Annotated in this window: 16 protein-coding genes; 6 read left to right on the forward strand and 10 right to left on the reverse strand. The window is 54.7% G+C overall.

From position 1 onward, the window contains the following. Positions 1-80: 80 nt before the first annotated feature. The 6 genes from ruvB to aspS form a co-directional block, all read right to left on the reverse strand. The gene (gene ruvB / locus VH86_RS11295; RefSeq protein ID WP_045816049.1) at positions 81-1,085 is read right to left on the reverse strand and encodes a Holliday junction branch migration DNA helicase RuvB; all 1,005 of its coding nucleotides are present in this window, start codon (positions 1,083-1,085) and stop codon (positions 81-83) included. Positions 1,086-1,093: 8 nt separating this feature from the next. Then, positions 1,094-1,708, reverse strand: coding sequence for a Holliday junction branch migration protein RuvA (ruvA, locus tag VH86_RS11300; RefSeq protein WP_045832917.1), 615 nt, complete (start codon positions 1,706-1,708; stop codon positions 1,094-1,096). A 207-nt stretch (positions 1,709-1,915) separates the two neighbouring features. Continuing rightward, positions 1,916-2,443, reverse strand: coding sequence for a crossover junction endodeoxyribonuclease RuvC (gene ruvC / locus VH86_RS11305; protein WP_038646509.1), 528 nt, complete (start codon positions 2,441-2,443; stop codon positions 1,916-1,918). Between the two features lie 37 nt (positions 2,444-2,480). After that, the gene (locus VH86_RS11310; RefSeq protein ID WP_038646507.1) at positions 2,481-3,224 is read right to left on the reverse strand and encodes a YebC/PmpR family DNA-binding transcriptional regulator; all 744 of its coding nucleotides are present in this window, start codon (positions 3,222-3,224) and stop codon (positions 2,481-2,483) included. Positions 3,225-3,549: 325 nt separating this feature from the next. Beyond that, positions 3,550-3,981, reverse strand: a complete 432-nt coding sequence (nudB, locus tag VH86_RS11315; protein ID WP_045816048.1) for a dihydroneopterin triphosphate diphosphatase — start codon at positions 3,979-3,981, stop codon at positions 3,550-3,552. Next, positions 3,981-5,762, reverse strand: a complete 1,782-nt coding sequence (aspS, locus tag VH86_RS11320; protein ID WP_045832918.1) for an aspartate--tRNA ligase — start codon at positions 5,760-5,762, stop codon at positions 3,981-3,983. The genes nudB and aspS overlap by 1 nt, the downstream gene beginning before the upstream one ends. A 233-nt stretch (positions 5,763-5,995) precedes the next feature. Between aspS and VH86_RS11325 the strand changes: the two genes are divergently transcribed. From VH86_RS11325 to cmoB, 3 genes are all read left to right on the forward strand, one after another. Further along, positions 5,996-6,817, forward strand: a complete 822-nt coding sequence (locus tag VH86_RS11325) for a DUF72 domain-containing protein (protein ID WP_045832919.1) — start codon at positions 5,996-5,998, stop codon at positions 6,815-6,817. Positions 6,818-6,894: 77 nt separating this feature from the next. Next, the gene (gene cmoA, locus VH86_RS11330; protein ID WP_038646496.1) at positions 6,895-7,623 is read left to right on the forward strand and encodes a carboxy-S-adenosyl-L-methionine synthase CmoA; all 729 of its coding nucleotides are present in this window, start codon (positions 6,895-6,897) and stop codon (positions 7,621-7,623) included. Continuing rightward, entirely contained in the window at positions 7,620-8,588 is a 969-nt protein-coding gene (gene cmoB, locus VH86_RS11335) for a tRNA 5-methoxyuridine(34)/uridine 5-oxyacetic acid(34) synthase CmoB (RefSeq protein ID WP_045832920.1), read from the forward strand. The genes cmoA and cmoB overlap by 4 nt, the downstream gene beginning before the upstream one ends. Positions 8,589-8,591: 3 nt before the next feature. Here the strand turns inward: cmoB and VH86_RS11340 are convergent, their stop codons facing one another. The 3 genes from VH86_RS11340 to cutC form a co-directional block, all read right to left on the reverse strand. Beyond that, entirely contained in the window at positions 8,592-9,212 is a 621-nt protein-coding gene (locus tag VH86_RS11340) for a LysE family translocator (protein ID WP_034828637.1), read from the reverse strand. A 116-nt stretch (positions 9,213-9,328) separates the two neighbouring features. Then, positions 9,329-10,189, reverse strand: coding sequence for a hypothetical protein (locus VH86_RS11345; RefSeq protein ID WP_045832921.1), 861 nt, complete (start codon positions 10,187-10,189; stop codon positions 9,329-9,331). A gap of 168 nt (positions 10,190-10,357) precedes the next feature. Next, the gene (cutC, locus tag VH86_RS11350; RefSeq protein WP_045832922.1) at positions 10,358-11,110 is read right to left on the reverse strand and encodes a copper homeostasis protein CutC; all 753 of its coding nucleotides are present in this window, start codon (positions 11,108-11,110) and stop codon (positions 10,358-10,360) included. 85 nt (positions 11,111-11,195) lie between these two features. On the opposite strand from cutC, the gene VH86_RS11355 reads away from it, so the two are divergent. Further along, positions 11,196-12,335 (forward strand): MalY/PatB family protein, encoded by a 1,140-nt coding sequence (locus VH86_RS11355; RefSeq protein WP_045832923.1) that lies wholly within the window; start codon positions 11,196-11,198, stop codon positions 12,333-12,335. Here the strand turns inward: VH86_RS11355 and VH86_RS11360 are convergent. Next, the gene (locus VH86_RS11360; RefSeq protein WP_045832924.1) at positions 12,332-12,886 is read right to left on the reverse strand and encodes a VOC family protein; all 555 of its coding nucleotides are present in this window, start codon (positions 12,884-12,886) and stop codon (positions 12,332-12,334) included. The two genes, VH86_RS11355 and VH86_RS11360, sit on opposite strands and share 4 nt — an antisense overlap. A gap of 319 nt (positions 12,887-13,205) precedes the next feature. On the opposite strand from VH86_RS11360, the gene VH86_RS26280 reads away from it, so the two are divergent. Together VH86_RS26280 and argS are read left to right on the forward strand one after the other, a co-directional pair. Next, positions 13,206-13,328 carry a hypothetical protein gene (locus VH86_RS26280; protein ID WP_007889544.1) on the forward strand — a complete coding sequence of 41 codons (123 nt, stop codon included), beginning with the start codon at positions 13,206-13,208 and terminating at the stop codon, positions 13,326-13,328. A 168-nt stretch (positions 13,329-13,496) separates the two neighbouring features. Next, positions 13,497-15,227, forward strand: a complete 1,731-nt coding sequence (argS, locus tag VH86_RS11365) for an arginine--tRNA ligase (protein WP_045832925.1) — start codon at positions 13,497-13,499, stop codon at positions 15,225-15,227. Positions 15,228-15,261 lie beyond the last annotated feature (34 nt).

A 15,261-nucleotide genomic window follows, 5' to 3' on the forward strand; every position in this document is an offset into this window, starting at 1 on the left:
TTAACTGATCGGCATTAGCCATTAATGGCCCCTTCGTGAATGCCCGATCGTGAAATCGCTAAGCCGGACAAACGCCGGCTTTACTCTTCGCGGCTGATGCCGAAATGCTTATAGGCATGCTGCGTGGCCAGACGGCCGCGCGGCGTGCGCTGAATGAATCCTTGTTGAATCAGGAAGGGTTCAATCACATCTTCAATGGTTTCCCGTTCTTCACCAATCGCCGCCGCCAGGTTATCCAACCCCACTGGACCACCCGAGAACTTGTCGATGATCGCCAGCAACAGCTTGCGGTCCATATAATCGAAACCCTGATTATCGACGTTGAGCATATCGAGTGCGCTGGCAGAGACTTCCCCACTCATCACACCGTTGGCACGAACTTCAGCGTAATCGCGTACACGACGCAATAAACGGTTGGCGATTCGCGGGGTACCTCGGGCACGGCGCGCCACTTCTAGCGCGCCCTCTTCACTCAACGCCAATCCTAAGCACGCTGCACTGCGGCTGACGATGTGTTGCAGGTCCGGTACGTTGTAAAACTCAAGACGTTGCACGATGCCAAAGCGATCGCGCAGCGGTGATGTCAGCGAGCCCGCGCGCGTGGTGGCGCCAATCAGGGTAAAAGGGGGCAAATCGAGTTTAATTGAGCGCGCCGCTGGGCCTTCGCCAATCATAATATCCAGCTGATAGTCTTCCATCGCCGGATAGAGCACCTCTTCCACCACCGGTGATAAGCGGTGGATCTCATCGATAAACAGCACGTCATGCGGTTCGAGGTTGGTCAGCATCGCAGCCAGATCGCCCGCCTTTTCCAGCACCGGACCGGAGGTGGTACGTAAATTCACGCCCATCTCATTCGCCACAATGTTAGCCAGCGTGGTTTTACCTAATCCCGGCGGGCCGAAAATCAGCAGATGGTCCAGCGCATCGCCACGCAGTTGCGCCGCTTTGATGAAGATCTCCATCTGCTCGCGCACCTGCGGTTGCCCCACGTATTCCGCCAGGAGCTTAGGGCGAATGGCACGGTCGAGGCTCTCTTCTTCATTTATAGAGCCGCCCGAGACCAGGCGATCGGCTTCAATCATGCATTACCTCAAATAGCTGCGCGCAGAGCTTCACGGATCAGCGTTTCGCAATCCGCATCAGGTTTGCCGACTTTACTGATCATGCGGCTGGCTTCTTGCGGTTTATAGCCAAGCGCCACCAGTGCAGCAACCGCTTCGGCCTCAGCGTCATTCGCTGCTGGCGCTTCAGACGGCGTGGTCAATGTGAAGGTCGAATCACTGCCAAACAGATCGCCGTGCATGCCTTTAAAGCGGTCTTTCATCTCCACCACCAGACGCTCGGCGGTTTTCTTGCCGACGCCAGGCAACTTGATCAATGACGCGATCTCTTCACGCTCAACGGCGGTCACAAACTGTTGTGCTGACATGCCAGAAAGGATCGCCAGTGCCAGCTTTGGCCCCACGCCATTCACTTTTACCAGTTCACGGAACAGCGCACGCTCTTGTTTGTTGTTGAAGCCGAACAGCAGCTGCGCATCTTCACGCACCACAAACTGGGTGAAGATAATCGCTTCCTGATTGATCTCCGGCAGCTCGTAGAAGCAGGTCATTGGCATGTGCACTTCATAACCCACACCGTGCGCCTCAATTAACACCAGCGGCGGCTGTTTTTCCAGAATATAGCCTCGTAAGCGACCAATCACCTGAGCAGTTCCTTATGTAATCCTAAAAATACCTGATTGATTTCCGCTGACGTTAAAGCGGCAAGCGAGCGCATCACGATGAACGCACTGAGGTCAGTGATTCAGGTGAACAAGGGTAGCCCGCGCATCAGACAGTGGAAATATGACGGGTATTTATATCATAAAAAAGGCTGGATCAATATCCAGCCTTCAATGTTTGGGTTTTCGTCAGCCGGACCGCAATCGCCCACGCGTCATCACCAGCTTAGCGTCACTCAATCGCGTGGTGTTTTGGCTCAGGTGACAATGGGTGATGGCGATTGCCAGCGCATCAGCGGCATCGGCTTGCGGGTTAGCGGGTAGTTTCAGCAAGGTGCGCACCATGTGCTGAACCTGACTTTTTTCTGCCCCACCGGTGCCGGTTACCGTTTGTTTGACCTGACGCGCTGCATATTCGAACACCGGCAAATCGAGATTCACCGCCGCCACAATCGCTGCGCCGCGCGCCTGGCCCAGCTTTAGCGCTGAGTCTGCATTCTTCGCCATAAATACCTGCTCGATAGCAAAATAGTCTGGCGAGAATTGGGTGATGATTTCCGTCACCCCGGCGTAAATCAATTTGAGGCGAGAAGGTAGATCGGTAACGTTGGTGCGGATACAGCCGCTGCCCAGATAGCTGAGCTGGCGGCCAACCTGACGAATCACACCGTAACCGGTGACGCGCGAGCCGGGGTCAATCCCGAGAATGATCGCCACTACGCGCCTCCGGCTGTTCGGTTAATGGAAAACGCCATTACAGCGTTTCCGCGATCTCATCAGAAATTTCACCATTATGATAAACTTCCTGCACATCGTCGCAATCTTCCAGCATGTCGATCAGACGCAACAGTTTCGGTGCCGTTTCCGCATCCATTTCCGCTTTGGTGGAAGGGATCATTGAGACTTCAGCGGTATCCGCTTTCAGGCCACCGGCTTCCAGCGCATCACGCACTGCACCCAGTTCTTCCCACGCGGTAAACACATCAATCGCACCGTCGTCGTAGCTCACCACATCTTCCGCACCGGCTTCCAGCGCCGCTTCCATGACCGCATCTTCATCCTGGCCTGGCGCAAAGGAGATCACACCCTTTTTGCTGAACAGGTAAGAAACGGAACCGTCGGTGCCGAGGTTGCCACCGGTTTTGGTGAAGGCGTGACGCACTTCGCCCACGGTACGGTTACGGTTGTCACTCAGACACTCGATCATCACCGCTGAGCCGCCTGGACCGTAACCTTCATAGATGATGGTTTCCATGTTGGAATCATCTTCGCCGCCCACGCCGCGTGCAATCGCACGGTTCATGGTGTCACGGGTCATGTTGTTGGACAGGGCTTTGTCCATTGCTGCGCGCAGACGCGGGTTCGAGCCGGCATCGCCGCCGCCCAGTTTCGCTGCGGTCACCAGCTCACGAATGATTTTGGTGAAGATTTTACCGCGCTTAGCGTCCTGCGCCGCCTTGCGGTGCTTGGTGTTTGCCCACTTACTATGTCCAGCCATCTTGAGTATTTCTCCGATCTTTTATTTCGCACGAGCTATCTTACTTGCGATCTCGGCTCCCGGCAGTGCTCGCCATCCTCACGTACAAAAGTACGCTCCGGTTGCTGCGCGCTGGCGGTAACCGACCACGCTGCGCCGATTACGCTCGACTGTTCAATATTAGGGCGGCGTAGAACTGACAATCTGTGCCGATTACGCCATCTGTTCAATTTTAGCGGTGCAAGGTAAACGTCTTGCACCGGATTTTAGTACGAAGGAAATAAGCTTCGTCGAAATTCTGGAATCTACCTTAATCGTCGCCGGAAAAACGCGCGGCGGCGGGCATTCAGGTAAATTCTTCGATTGCCTGGCGGTTACTCCAGGACTTGGTCAGGGCTGCGGCTGCGGCAGGATCGAGCCAGCGCGCGGCGAGATGCTCCGTCAGTAGGAGATCGCGCTCTTGCGGAAGTGCCAGCCGGAACCAGTGCTCACGGTTGTGCGTGATGCCAGGTGCGTAGCGATGGCGATAGTGCGGGAAGATTTCAAACTCAATGTGTTTGTGGCAATCATCCAGCACCAGCTGTTCGCCCGCGACATCGATACCCAGCTCTTCCGACACTTCGCGTTCTGCCGCCTGGCGCGGACTTTCACCCGCTTCCAGGCTGCCCGTCACGGATTGCCAGAAACTTTCATCATCCTGTCGCTGCAGCATTAACACCCGGCCAGTATCTCGCGCAAAAATCACCACCAGCACTGAAACCGGATGTTTATAGCCCATTACTTGTTCTCTGACTTTTCTTTCTTCGGCGCCACAAGAATGCCGAGATCCAACAGCGCTGCCGGGTTGGCTTCGCTTGGCGCTTCGGTCATCAGGCACGCCGCTGCAGTGGTTTTCGGGAACGCGATAACATCACGGATGTTGTCGGTGCCGGTCAGCAGCATGGTCAGACGGTCCAGACCAAAGGCCAGGCCCGCATGCGGTGGTGTGCCGTATTTCAGGGCATCCAGCAGGAAGCCAAACTTCTCGCGCTGCTCTTCTTCGGTAATACCGAGAATGCTAAACACGGTCTGCTGCATTTTACCGTTGTGGATACGCACGGAACCGCCGCCTACTTCGTAGCCATTGATCACCATATCGTAAGCGTTCGCCACGGCCTGCGTCGGGTCGACCGCCAGCTGTTCAGCCGTCAGTTCTTTCGGCGAGGTGAACGGGTGGTGCATCGCAGCCAGACCGCCCTCTTCATCCGCTTCAAACATTGGGAAGTCGATGACCCACAGCGGTGCCCACATGCTTTCGTCAGTGATCTTCAGGTCGCGGCCCACTTTCAGACGCAGTGCACCCAGAGCATCTGTGACAATTTTGGCACGGTCAGCGCCGAAGAAGATCAGATCGCCATCTTGCGCAGTGGTGCGGTTCAGAATCGCTTCCACGATTTCTGGCGTCAGGAACTTCGCGACCGGGCTCTGTACACCCTCGAAGCCTTTTGCACGCTCGTTGATCTTCATCCACGCCAGACCTTTGGCGCCATAGATCTCAACAAACTTGGTGTATTCGTCGATCTGCTTACGCGTCAGCGCTGCGCCACCCGGCACACGCAGCGCGGCAACACGACCTTTCGGATCGTTAGCCGGGCCAGCGAACACCTGGAATTCCACGCTTTTCAGCAGGTCAGCCACGTCCACCAGCTCCATTGGGTTACGCAGATCGGGTTTGTCAGAACCGTAACGGTTCATGGCTTCGGCAAAGGTCATTTGCGGGAAGTCACCGAGATCCACGCCTTTCACGTCGATCCACAGTTCACGAATCAGACGCTCCATCTTTTCACGCACCTGCTCGGCGGTCATGAAAGAGGTTTCCACGTCGATCTGGGTGAATTCTGGCTGACGGTCAGCACGCAAGTCTTCATCACGGAAGCATTTAACGATCTGATAATAGCGATCGAAACCGGACATCATCAGCAGCTGTTTGAACAGCTGTGGGGACTGCGGCAGCGCATAGAATTTGCCTTTATGCACGCGGCTTGGCACCAGATAGTCACGCGCACCTTCTGGCGTGGCTTTGGTCAGCATCGGGGTTTCGATATCGAGGAAGCCCTCGTTATCCATAAAGCGACGCACGAAGCTGGTGATTTTCGCACGGGTTTTCAGACGCTGCGCCATTTCCGGACGACGCAGGTCCAGATAGCGATAGGTCAGACGCGCTTCTTCGCTGTTGGTCTGGTTAGAGTCCAGCGGCAGTGGTTCAGCGCGGTTGATGATGTTCAGCGCATGAGCAAACACTTCGACATCGCCGGTGGCCATATCGCTGTTGCGGTTTTTCTCTTCACGCGCACGCACGGTGCCGGTGATCTGGATACAGAATTCGTTACGCAGCTCAGAGGCCAGCTGGAAAGCGTCCTGATGATCGGCGTCGAAGAATACCTGAGCGATACCTTCACGGTCGCGCATATCGATAAAAATCAGGCTGCCCAGATCGCGACGGCGGTTAACCCAACCGCAGAGTGTGACTTGCTGACCCACGTGAGACAGATTGAGCTGTCCGCAATATTCTGTACGCATAACGTATCCTTTTAACTTCGCCGCTGCTGCCAGACAGCATCAGGCCGCGTAACCTTCTGAGATGCTGTCGCAAAAAAGGCGGCTATTATAATGGAAAAACCCAGGCAGGATAAGTAGAGCCAGATCAAAGCGGACAAAACATTGCGGTTTATCGCACGGATTTTCCTGCCAACACCAAAACAGGGTACATTACCTGGCCTATTCCCGCCCGCAAAAGGATTCAGGAGCCACGTTTGACACTTCGCATTGGATTACCGCAATGGCAGCATCCCCGCTGGAAGCAGTATGGCCTGGAAACTCTGGCGGATTACGCGCAGTTGTTTGACTGCGTGGAAGGCAACACCACGCTGTATGCGCTGCCCTCGCCGGAAGCAGTGATGCGCTGGCGCGATATGACACACGATGACTTTCGCTTCTGCTTTAAATTTCCCAACAGCATCAGCCATAAAGCCGCGCTTCGGAGCTGCGATGAACTGCTGAACGAATTCTTTCGCTTGCTCGATCCGTTGAGCCAGCGCATCGGGCAGTATTGGCTGCAACTGCCGGCGACCTTTTCACCTGCGCAATTGAAAGACTTGTGGCTGTTCCTTGATAGCCTGCCGCGCGGGTTTAGTTACGGCGTGGAAGTGCGCCACGAGCAGTTTTTTGCCAAAGGCGAGGCTGAGCGCGCGCTCAACCGTGGCCTGATGGAACGCGGCGTGAATCGCGTGATCCTCGATAGCCGTCCGGTGCACGCGTCCACCTCGCAAAGCGCCGCCGCCGTGGACGCCCGGGCGAAAAAACCGCGCGTGCCACCGCATGCTGTGCGCAGCGGTTTGCAACCGATGGTGCGCTTTATCGGCAGCGATAGCGTGGATGAGAGCGTGCCGCTGTTCCAGCCGTGGCAACATAAACTGGCGGAGTGGCAGACAGAAAGCGATCCGATGCTGTTTATCCATACGCCGGATATGGGCGAGGTGTTTCCCTTGCTGCAGGCGCTGTGGCCTCAACTGTTGCAGCTTGAGCCTTCGCTGCGCAATCTGCCCGACTGGCCGCAACAAAGCAGCTTGTTCTAAACTCAAAGCGGGTGCAGCCTGCGGGACTTTCTGACAGAATAGCGCCCTTTCCGATTCCTCTCTCCGGACTTTTCATTATGTCTGACCGCGATACGCTATTCTCTGCGCCCATCGATAAGCTGGGTGACTGGACCTTTGACGAGCGCGTGGCTGAAGTCTTTCCCGATATGATTCAGCGCTCGGTGCCGGGTTATTCCAACATCATTTCGATGATTGGCATGCTGGCAGAACGCTTCGTGAAGCCTGATAGCCAGGTTTACGATCTCGGCTGCTCGCTGGGTGCCGCCACGCTCTCTGTCCGCCGCAATATTCACGTGCCGGGCTGCCAGATTATTGCCGTGGATAACTCTCCGGCGATGGTGGAGCGTTGCCGCCGTCACATTGATGCCTTCCGCGCGGACACGCCGGTGCAGGTGATTGAAGCGGATATTCAGGATATCCATATTGAGAATGCTTCAATGGTGGTGCTGAACTTTACCCTGCAATTCCTTGAGCCTCCTGCACGTCTGGAACTGCTGAAAAAAATCGCCAACGGCTTGAACCCTGGCGGCGCGCTGGTGCTGTCTGAGAAGTTCAGCTTCGAAGATAGCGAAGTGGGCGATCTGCTGTTCAACATGCACCACGACTTTAAACGTGCTAACGGCTACAGCGAACTCGAGATCAGCCAGAAACGCAGCATGCTGGAAAACGTCATGCTCACCGACAGTGTAGAAGCGCACAAAGCGCGTCTGAAAACCGCCGGTTTTGCCCACGCTGAGTTGTGGTTCCAGTGCTTTAACTTTGGTTCTTTGGTAGCGTTGAAATGATTGATTTTGGCCGTTTTTATCAGCAAATCGCCACCGGCCCATTGGCGAGCTGGCTGGAAGTCTTACCCGCGCAAGTAGCGGCCTGGCAGCGTGAAAATCTGCACGGTAAATTCCGCGACTGGGAAAAGTCAGTGGATTATCTGCCGCTGCTAAACCCGCAAACGTTGGATCTGGTCAACAGCGTCACGGCCACGGCTGACGATCTCACCGATCGCCAACGTCTTGGTATTGAAAACCTGTTGCGCAACCTGATGCCCTGGCGCAAAGGTCCTTATTCCCTTTACGGCACCGAGATTGATACCGAATGGCGCTCGGACTGGAAATGGGATCGCGTGCTGCCGCATATCTCGCCGTTGACGCATCGCACGGTGCTGGATGTCGGCTGCGGCAGCGGCTATCACATGTGGCGCATGATTGGCGCAGGCGCGAAGCTGGTGGTCGGCATCGATCCGATGCAGCTGTTCCTGTGTCAGTTCGAAGCCGTGCGCAAGCTGCTGGGTGACGATCGTCGCGCGCATCTGCTGCCACTTGGCATCGAACAACTGCCCGCCTTGCAGGCTTTCGACACCGTGTTTTCCATGGGCGTGCTGTATCACCGCCGCTCGCCGCTCGATCATTTACTGCAGTTGAAAAATCAACTGGTCAGCGAGGGAGAATTGGTGCTGGAAACGCTGGTGGTTGAGGGCGATGAAAACACCGTTCTGGTGCCGGGTGAACGCTATGCGCAGATGCGTAACGTCTACTTTATTCCGTCTGCCGCCGCGTTAAAAGGCTGGCTGGAGAAGTGTGGATTTGTCGATGTGCGCATCGCGGATTACGCGGTGACATCAACGGAAGAGCAACGTCGCACCAGCTGGATGACCAGCGAATCACTGGCCGAGTTCCTTGATCCTAACGACAGCAGCAAAACCATTGAAGGTTATCCAGCACCGCTACGCGCGTTACTGGTGGCACGCAAGCCGTAATGCTTAACGCCGCGACAGCGCCAGCTTCGCGGCGAAACCGATAAACACACAGCCCGTCAAACGATCCATCACTTTCAGCACGGTTGGACGACGCAGATGCGCAGCAAAATACTGACTGCCACCAATCAATACCGCATTCCACACCAGGCCAATCATCATATGCGTTAACGCCATCAGGGTGCACCATAGCGCCACTGACGCACCGGCCGGAATAAACTGTGGCAGGAAAGTGACATAAAACACACCGACTTTCGGATTTAACAGATTGCCGAATAATCCTCGCGAGAAGCAGGCGAAATAGCTTTGCTCTTTGCCCTGCACACTCTGGCTCTCTTCCGCCTGGGTGCGGGGATTCAACAGCAGTTTAACGCCGAGATAGAGCAGATAGGCGGCGCCGACCCACTTCAGCAGGTTATACGCCATTTCGGAAGCCAGCAGCAGCGCGCCGAGACCCAGCCCCACCGCTACGCCCCACACCAGACAGCCCATAGTGACGCCCAAAGCGGTGGCTGATGCCCGTTTCCAGCCTTGTGCGGCAGCGGAACGCAGCACCAGCGCGGTATCAAAGCCTGGCGTTAAGGTCAGAATAGTAATGGCAAAAAGAAATGAGAATATCAGTGTCATGGCGAGCTCCCTGTCAGTTGGCCGCTATCTTAACCTTGCCGCAACATCTTGACGATAGTTACCTTCCGTCAGCAATTGATAATAATTCTCAACCTGCCAGCAATGATAAAACGCCTTTATTCCCCCTCATCCGCCACGGCTGGCGGGCGATCCCAATACTGATATTTATAGGCAGAGCTCAGGTGACGCTCGATGGTGCCTTTGGCGAACACCTCGGTTTCATGCAGATAACTCAGCGTACAGTTGCCCATCTCATCCCATAACTGACACTCATCAACTGAACTTAAGGTACTGACAGGCGTGGTAGCGAAGCCATTAAGCCGCAGCTCTCGCCACTGCTTATCATAACTGTAGGTGTCTTTACCGCGTGCACTGGACGATGAGGTGACCAGCCCTTGTGGATTCCAGCGCCAGGTGCTCTCTCCGTTGGTCATCACATCACTGCCACGCGCTACGCTCTTTTCCAGGCGAAAATGTTTATCGTAGCGGTAGGTGGTATCGGTGAAGCCATCTTTGCCCATACTGGTGAATTTGTCGGACGAACTGATGATGTTGCCATGCTGGCCCATTTGCCAACTGATGGTGCCCTGGCGGTTATCCACCACTTCCTCTTTGCCCGCTTTTACCACTTTGACCAGGTAGGCATACTCCGCCACCCAACCTCGCTGCACGCGGGCGATGTGCTGTTCCATGGTCAGCACCACGTTGCCTTCGTTCTTGTCATACGTAATGTCGGCAACCATCAAATCCCCGCACTGATCGAACTGCCCCAGCACGCGTTTCTGCGAGTCGACATCTTTACCGAATTCCCCTGCCACCACCTGACGTACCGCGCCTTTGGCATCTCCCCCCAGCATAATCCAGTTGTTGCTGCTGGTAATGTTTTTGCTCAGAGGCGGACAGGCAGTGCTCACCGCCAGCACCGTGCCAGACAGGGGGAACAGCAGCACTAAAACAGCACAAGAGTAGGATTTCATGAATGTTATCCGCGCTAAGCCATAGAGTAATCAAAGCATCTTTTTTAACAATGCGCTATCAACGGCTATACGGCAGATAAAAAGAACCCCAGCAAATGCGCTGGGGTTTGGTACTTGCAAACATCACGTCAGAGTTTTGGCGTGCTGCGCGGCAAAACGGGTGCGAACTCAGGCGACACGAACCGCGGTCATTTCCAGCATACTTTTCATCGCTTCGACCACATCGCCATCGACACAAGTTCGGCTGAATTCGTCGACTTCTGCTTCGGAGCACATAGAAACACCGGCTTTACGGTAGCGCATCGGCGAAGCAACTAATCGGCTTGCGGAGCTGTGGACTTCCTGCAGACCACTATCAATAAATTTCTGCAAATTGCTCAAGCGGACTCCGGCACCGGCCATAATAATTAGACCCGTACTCAGTTCATTTAGTTCCCGCAACAATGCAATTCCAGTTTCCGCGCTCTGCTGCTGGCCGGAAGTCAAAATACGCGCAACGCCTAAATCCGCCAGTACGTCCAGCGAGCGTTTGGGGCTGTGGCACAAATCAAAAGCGCGGTGGAAGGTCACCGCCATGCCATCACTGAGCGCCATGATCTGCCGCATGCGCACAATATCAACATGGGCATCTTCATCTAGCATGCCGATCACCACGCCAGGGAAACCGAGTTCACGCATCAGCGCAACATCGGATTTCATCACCTCAAATTCCTGTGCGGTGTAACAAAAATCGCCGCCACGCGGGCGAACAATCGGGTGAACCGGGATGGACAGTTCACGCTGTGCGGCTTCCAGCACGCCAGCTGACGGCGTCAGCCCGCCTTCGCGTGGGGCACTGCACAGTTCCACGCGATCGGCACCGGACTGCTGTGCAGTCATTGCACAGTCGATGCCGTAGCAACAAATTTCCAGTTTCGTCATAGCTTGCTCCTTTTCATGACTTCTGGCTCGAGAGGATGGCTTAAGTTAGTCTGCTTAATTGGACAGTTTACGTGGAAACCTCACTATGGCATTCGATTTTGATCAATGGATAGACCGTCGTCACAGCGATAGTTTGAAGTGGCACAAATATGGCGATCGTGATGTGCTGCCTTTATGGGTTGCAGACACGGATTTTCGCTCGCCACCCTGCATTATTGAGGCCATTAAAAAACGCGCCGATCACGGTGTTTTTGGCTATGGCGGTACGCCCACGGGATTGATTGATATCACTGTTTCCCGCCTGGCGCAGCGCTACAACTGGCATATTCAGCCGGAATGGATCGTTATGCTTCCTGGTGTCGTCAGTGGCCTTAACCTTTCGGTCCGCGCGTTTACCGAGGCTGGGCAACGCACAGTCGCGCCAACACCGATTTACCCACCGTTCCGCGCTGCTTCAAAACTCGCCGAGCGTGAACAGATCAATTTGCCGCTGCAATTACAGCACGACCGCTGGGTCGTCGATCTCGATACGGCTGCGATGCAGGGTAATGAACGTCTGCTGATGCTGTGCAATCCGCAAAACCCCGGCGGCACGGTGTATCGTCGCGAGGAACTGGAGGCGCAACTGGCGTTTGCTCAGCAACACGATTTAATCGTTTGTTCTGATGAAATTCACTGTGATTTGATTTTGTCGCCTGATGCCCGCCACACGCCTTTCGCGGCATTGAGTGATGATGCCGCACAGCGCAGCATTACGCTGATCTCGCCGTCGAAAACCTTCAACATCGCCGGTCTGGGCGCATCAATGGCGATTATCCCCAATCCTGAATTACGCAAACGGTTTAAACAGGTACGCGAAGGTATTGTGCCTGGGGTCGATATTCTCGCACTGGTGGCAGCAGAAGCAGCCTGGCGTGAAGGTGATGCATGGCTGGAGGCGCAAATCCAGTACTTGCGAGCGAATCGCGACTGGCTGGTGGCGCAGGTGAATGCACTTCCCGGACTGCAGATGAATTCGCCCGAAGCGACCTATCTCGGTTGGATTGATGCCAGCCAGCTGGATGTGGCCAGTCCCGCTCTCTATTTTGAAAAACACGGCCTCGGTTTTTCACCCGGCCGCGATTTTGGGAATGACAACTTCGTGCGCTTTAACTTCGGCTGCACGCGCGCTTTACTGGAGCAAGCGGTGAGCCGATTGCACAGCGCGGTCATGGCACGGCGTTAGCCTTGTTCACTGGCGACAATCTCTTCTAATCGCCAGGGATGAAACTTGATGGTGGTTTGCCCGTCCGTCACCGCCAGTGTCGGGTTGGGCAAACGCTCATGCTCACCTTTTGGCGCGCTGGTTTTAAACGAAATGCCGGGTTGCGTCAGTGCATGATCGGAGAGCAAGGCCATCGCGCGCATGCCCAATGTTTCTGGCTCACCGCGCAACACGATTTCCACATGTTCCCAGCCTTCATGGCGATACAATTTCTCACCCGGCCAGGGTAACTCAATCACATCGACCAGCCATCCAGCGAGCGTTAACGGCTGATGCAATTTGAACAAGCAGATCGGACGCCCGTTGATCATCGCTTCGGAAAACTGACTGCCCATCTGCAGCAATCCCGCCTTCCAGCGCTCCGCCGTTGCGAACTGGTGGCAGCGCACCGCCAGGTGATCGGCCTCATGTTCGGATAACCGCAGCCCTAATCTTTCAGCAAATTGCTGCAAGGCGTGCTCAAATCGAGCCAGATCTTGTTCTAAATCACTCAGTTCCGCAGGAAAATTCATCTCAACACTCCAGATACATCAATATCAGTTCAATTATTTTAATCAATTTAAAAACAGCAGCGCTTCAGAATCCCCTTGACAAAGTCGTCGGATTCCTCCGATTTCATCATGAAAAAGACCTGAAACCGCATAAATAGGCCCTCTCTTTAGGATTATTCGCCTAAACAGGTCCAGCAGTTACTTTATGAAAACACCTTAAATCACTGTTAATATTAACGATAATTAATACAATGAGATAAGTCTTATTTCAGTTGCAAACAATTGCAGCTTGATACCCTTTCTTATAAATTTGTGTTTCACAACTACAAGGAATGGCTCTATGTCTATGCTCATTGTTGTCGCGGTCCTGATTGCATTGATGGGATTTGCAATTTCCCGCCACTGGAAGGTGCGTGAAGACAAAAGCGTTAAAAATCCTCGTCGTCACCCGCGTCGCCGTTAATCGGCGCGCGGGTTGCTGTTACCCGCCATTGCGCATGCTAAAAGCTGACGCACTTTAACATTTCACGTATACTTCCCCTCTTATTTTTCCGTCCCGCCGCGCTGTTGCGGGATGAAGGCATCGGCTCGCCGCCACTGGCGGGCCTTTTCAGCATATGAAGGTAACGCGGTGAATATTCAGGCTCTTCTATCCGATAAAGTCGGTCAGGCAATGGTAGCGGCGGGTGCGCCAGCGGATTGTGAACCTCAGGTTCGTCAGTCGGCTAAAGTGCAGTTCGGTGATTATCAGGCGAACGGTATCATGGCTGTGGCGAAAAAGCTCGGTCAGGCTCCGCGCCAGCTGGCTGAACAGGTGATTCAGCATCTGGATCTCGCCGGCATCGCCAGCAAAGTCGAAATCGCCGGCCCCGGCTTCATCAATATTTTCCTCGATCGCAACTGGTTGGCTACCCAGGCCGCGCAGGCTCTGCAATTGCCGCGCCTTGGCGTCAGCAGCCTCAAGCCACAAACCGTTGTCATTGACTACTCGGCACCCAACGTCGCCAAGCAGATGCACGTCGGTCACGTCCGTTCCACCATCATCGGTGACGCTGCGGTACGTACGCTGGAATTTCTCGGCCACAACGTGATCCGCGCCAACCACGTCGGCGATTGGGGCACCCAGTTCGGTATGCTGATTGCCTATCTGGAAAAGCAGCAGAATGAGCATCACGAAGATATCGCGCTGGCGGACCTGGAAGAGTTCTACCGCGAAGCCAAGGTCACCTATGATGCGGACGAAGCCTTCGCCGAACGCGCCCGTGGTTATGTGGTGAAACTGCAAGGCGGCGACGAATATTGCCGCGCAATGTGGAAAAAACTGGTTGATATCACCATGAGCCAGAATCAGGAAGTCTATGACCGCCTGAACGTGACGCTGACGCGTAAAGATGTGATGGGTGAAAGCCTGTACAACGATATGTTGCCTGGCATCGTAAGCGACCTGCGTGAAAAGGGGCTGGCCGTGACCAGCGAAGGCGCAACCGTGGTGTTCCTTGATGAGTTTAAAAACAAGGAAGGCGAAGCGATGGGCGTGATCATCCAGAAAAAGGATGGCGGCTACCTCTACACCACCACCGATATCGCCTGCGCCAAATACCGCTATGAAACCTTGCATGCCGACCGCGTGCTTTACTACATCGATTCGCGCCAGCATCAACATCTGCAACAGGCGTGGACCATTGTGCGTAAAGCCGGATACGTGCCCGAGTCTGTGCCGTTGGAGCACCATGCGTTTGGCATGATGCTGGGCAAAGATGGTCGTCCATTTAAAACCCGCAGCGGTGGCACCATTAAGCTGGCAGATCTGCTGGATGAAGCCGTGGAACGTGCGCATGCGCTGGTCAGCGAGAAAAACCCGGAAATGTCAGCGCAAGAGCTGAAGGATCTGGCGGAAGTGGTGGGTATCGGCGCGGTGAAATATGCCGATCTGTCAAAAAGTCGCACCACCGATTACATCTTCGACTGGGATAACATGCTGGCGTTTGAGGGTAACACTGCACCCTACATGCAATATGCCTACACGCGCGTGCTTTCTGTGTTCCGTAAAGCCGGCATTGAAGCTGACAGCCTGAGCGGCGACATCGTGCTGACCGAAGAGCGTGAAGCACAACTGGCGACTCGTCTGTTACAGTTTGAAGAAGTGATCACCCAGGTCGCGCGTGATGGCACACCGCATGTGATGTGTGCTTACCTGTACGATCTGGCTGGCCTGTTCTCTGGCTTCTACGAGCACTGCCCAATCCTCTCCGCCGAGGATGAACAGGTGCGTAACAGCCGTCTGCAACTGGCGGCATTGACCGCTAAAACGCTGAAACAAGGTCTGGATACGCTGGGTATCAAAACCGTAGAGCGTATGTAATAACAAAAAACCCGCCTCGGCGGGTTTTTTATTG

The organism is Pantoea sp. BL1 (assembly GCF_000963985.1).
GTDB classification, from domain to species: domain Bacteria; phylum Pseudomonadota; class Gammaproteobacteria; order Enterobacterales; family Enterobacteriaceae; genus Pantoea; species Pantoea rwandensis_B.

Excerpts from the sequence above, each read along its gene's own strand:
- nudB (WP_045816048.1), bottom strand. The coding sequence starts at position 3,981 with ATGGGCTATAAACATCCGGTTTCAGTGCTGGTGGTGATTTTTGCGCGA.
- cutC (WP_045832922.1), bottom strand. The coding sequence starts at position 11,110 with ATGACGAAACTGGAAATTTGTTGCTACGGCATCGACTGTGCAATGACT.
- aspS (WP_045832918.1), bottom strand. The coding sequence starts at position 5,762 with ATGCGTACAGAATATTGCGGACAGCTCAATCTGTCTCACGTGGGTCAG.
- VH86_RS11345 (WP_045832921.1), bottom strand. The coding sequence starts at position 10,189 with ATGAAATCCTACTCTTGTGCTGTTTTAGTGCTGCTGTTCCCCCTGTCT.
- VH86_RS11340 (WP_034828637.1), bottom strand. The coding sequence starts at position 9,212 with ATGACACTGATATTCTCATTTCTTTTTGCCATTACTATTCTGACCTTA.
- VH86_RS11360 (WP_045832924.1), bottom strand. The coding sequence starts at position 12,886 with ATGAATTTTCCTGCGGAACTGAGTGATTTAGAACAAGATCTGGCTCGA.
- VH86_RS11355 (WP_045832923.1), top strand. The coding sequence starts at position 11,196 with ATGGCATTCGATTTTGATCAATGGATAGACCGTCGTCACAGCGATAGT.
- ruvB (WP_045816049.1), bottom strand. The coding sequence starts at position 1,085 with ATGATTGAAGCCGATCGCCTGGTCTCGGGCGGCTCTATAAATGAAGAA.
- cmoA (WP_038646496.1), top strand. The coding sequence starts at position 6,895 with ATGTCTGACCGCGATACGCTATTCTCTGCGCCCATCGATAAGCTGGGT.
- cmoB (WP_045832920.1), top strand. The coding sequence starts at position 7,620 with ATGATTGATTTTGGCCGTTTTTATCAGCAAATCGCCACCGGCCCATTG.
- VH86_RS26280 (WP_007889544.1), top strand. The coding sequence starts at position 13,206 with ATGTCTATGCTCATTGTTGTCGCGGTCCTGATTGCATTGATGGGATTT.
- VH86_RS11310 (WP_038646507.1), bottom strand. The coding sequence starts at position 3,224 with ATGGCTGGACATAGTAAGTGGGCAAACACCAAGCACCGCAAGGCGGCG.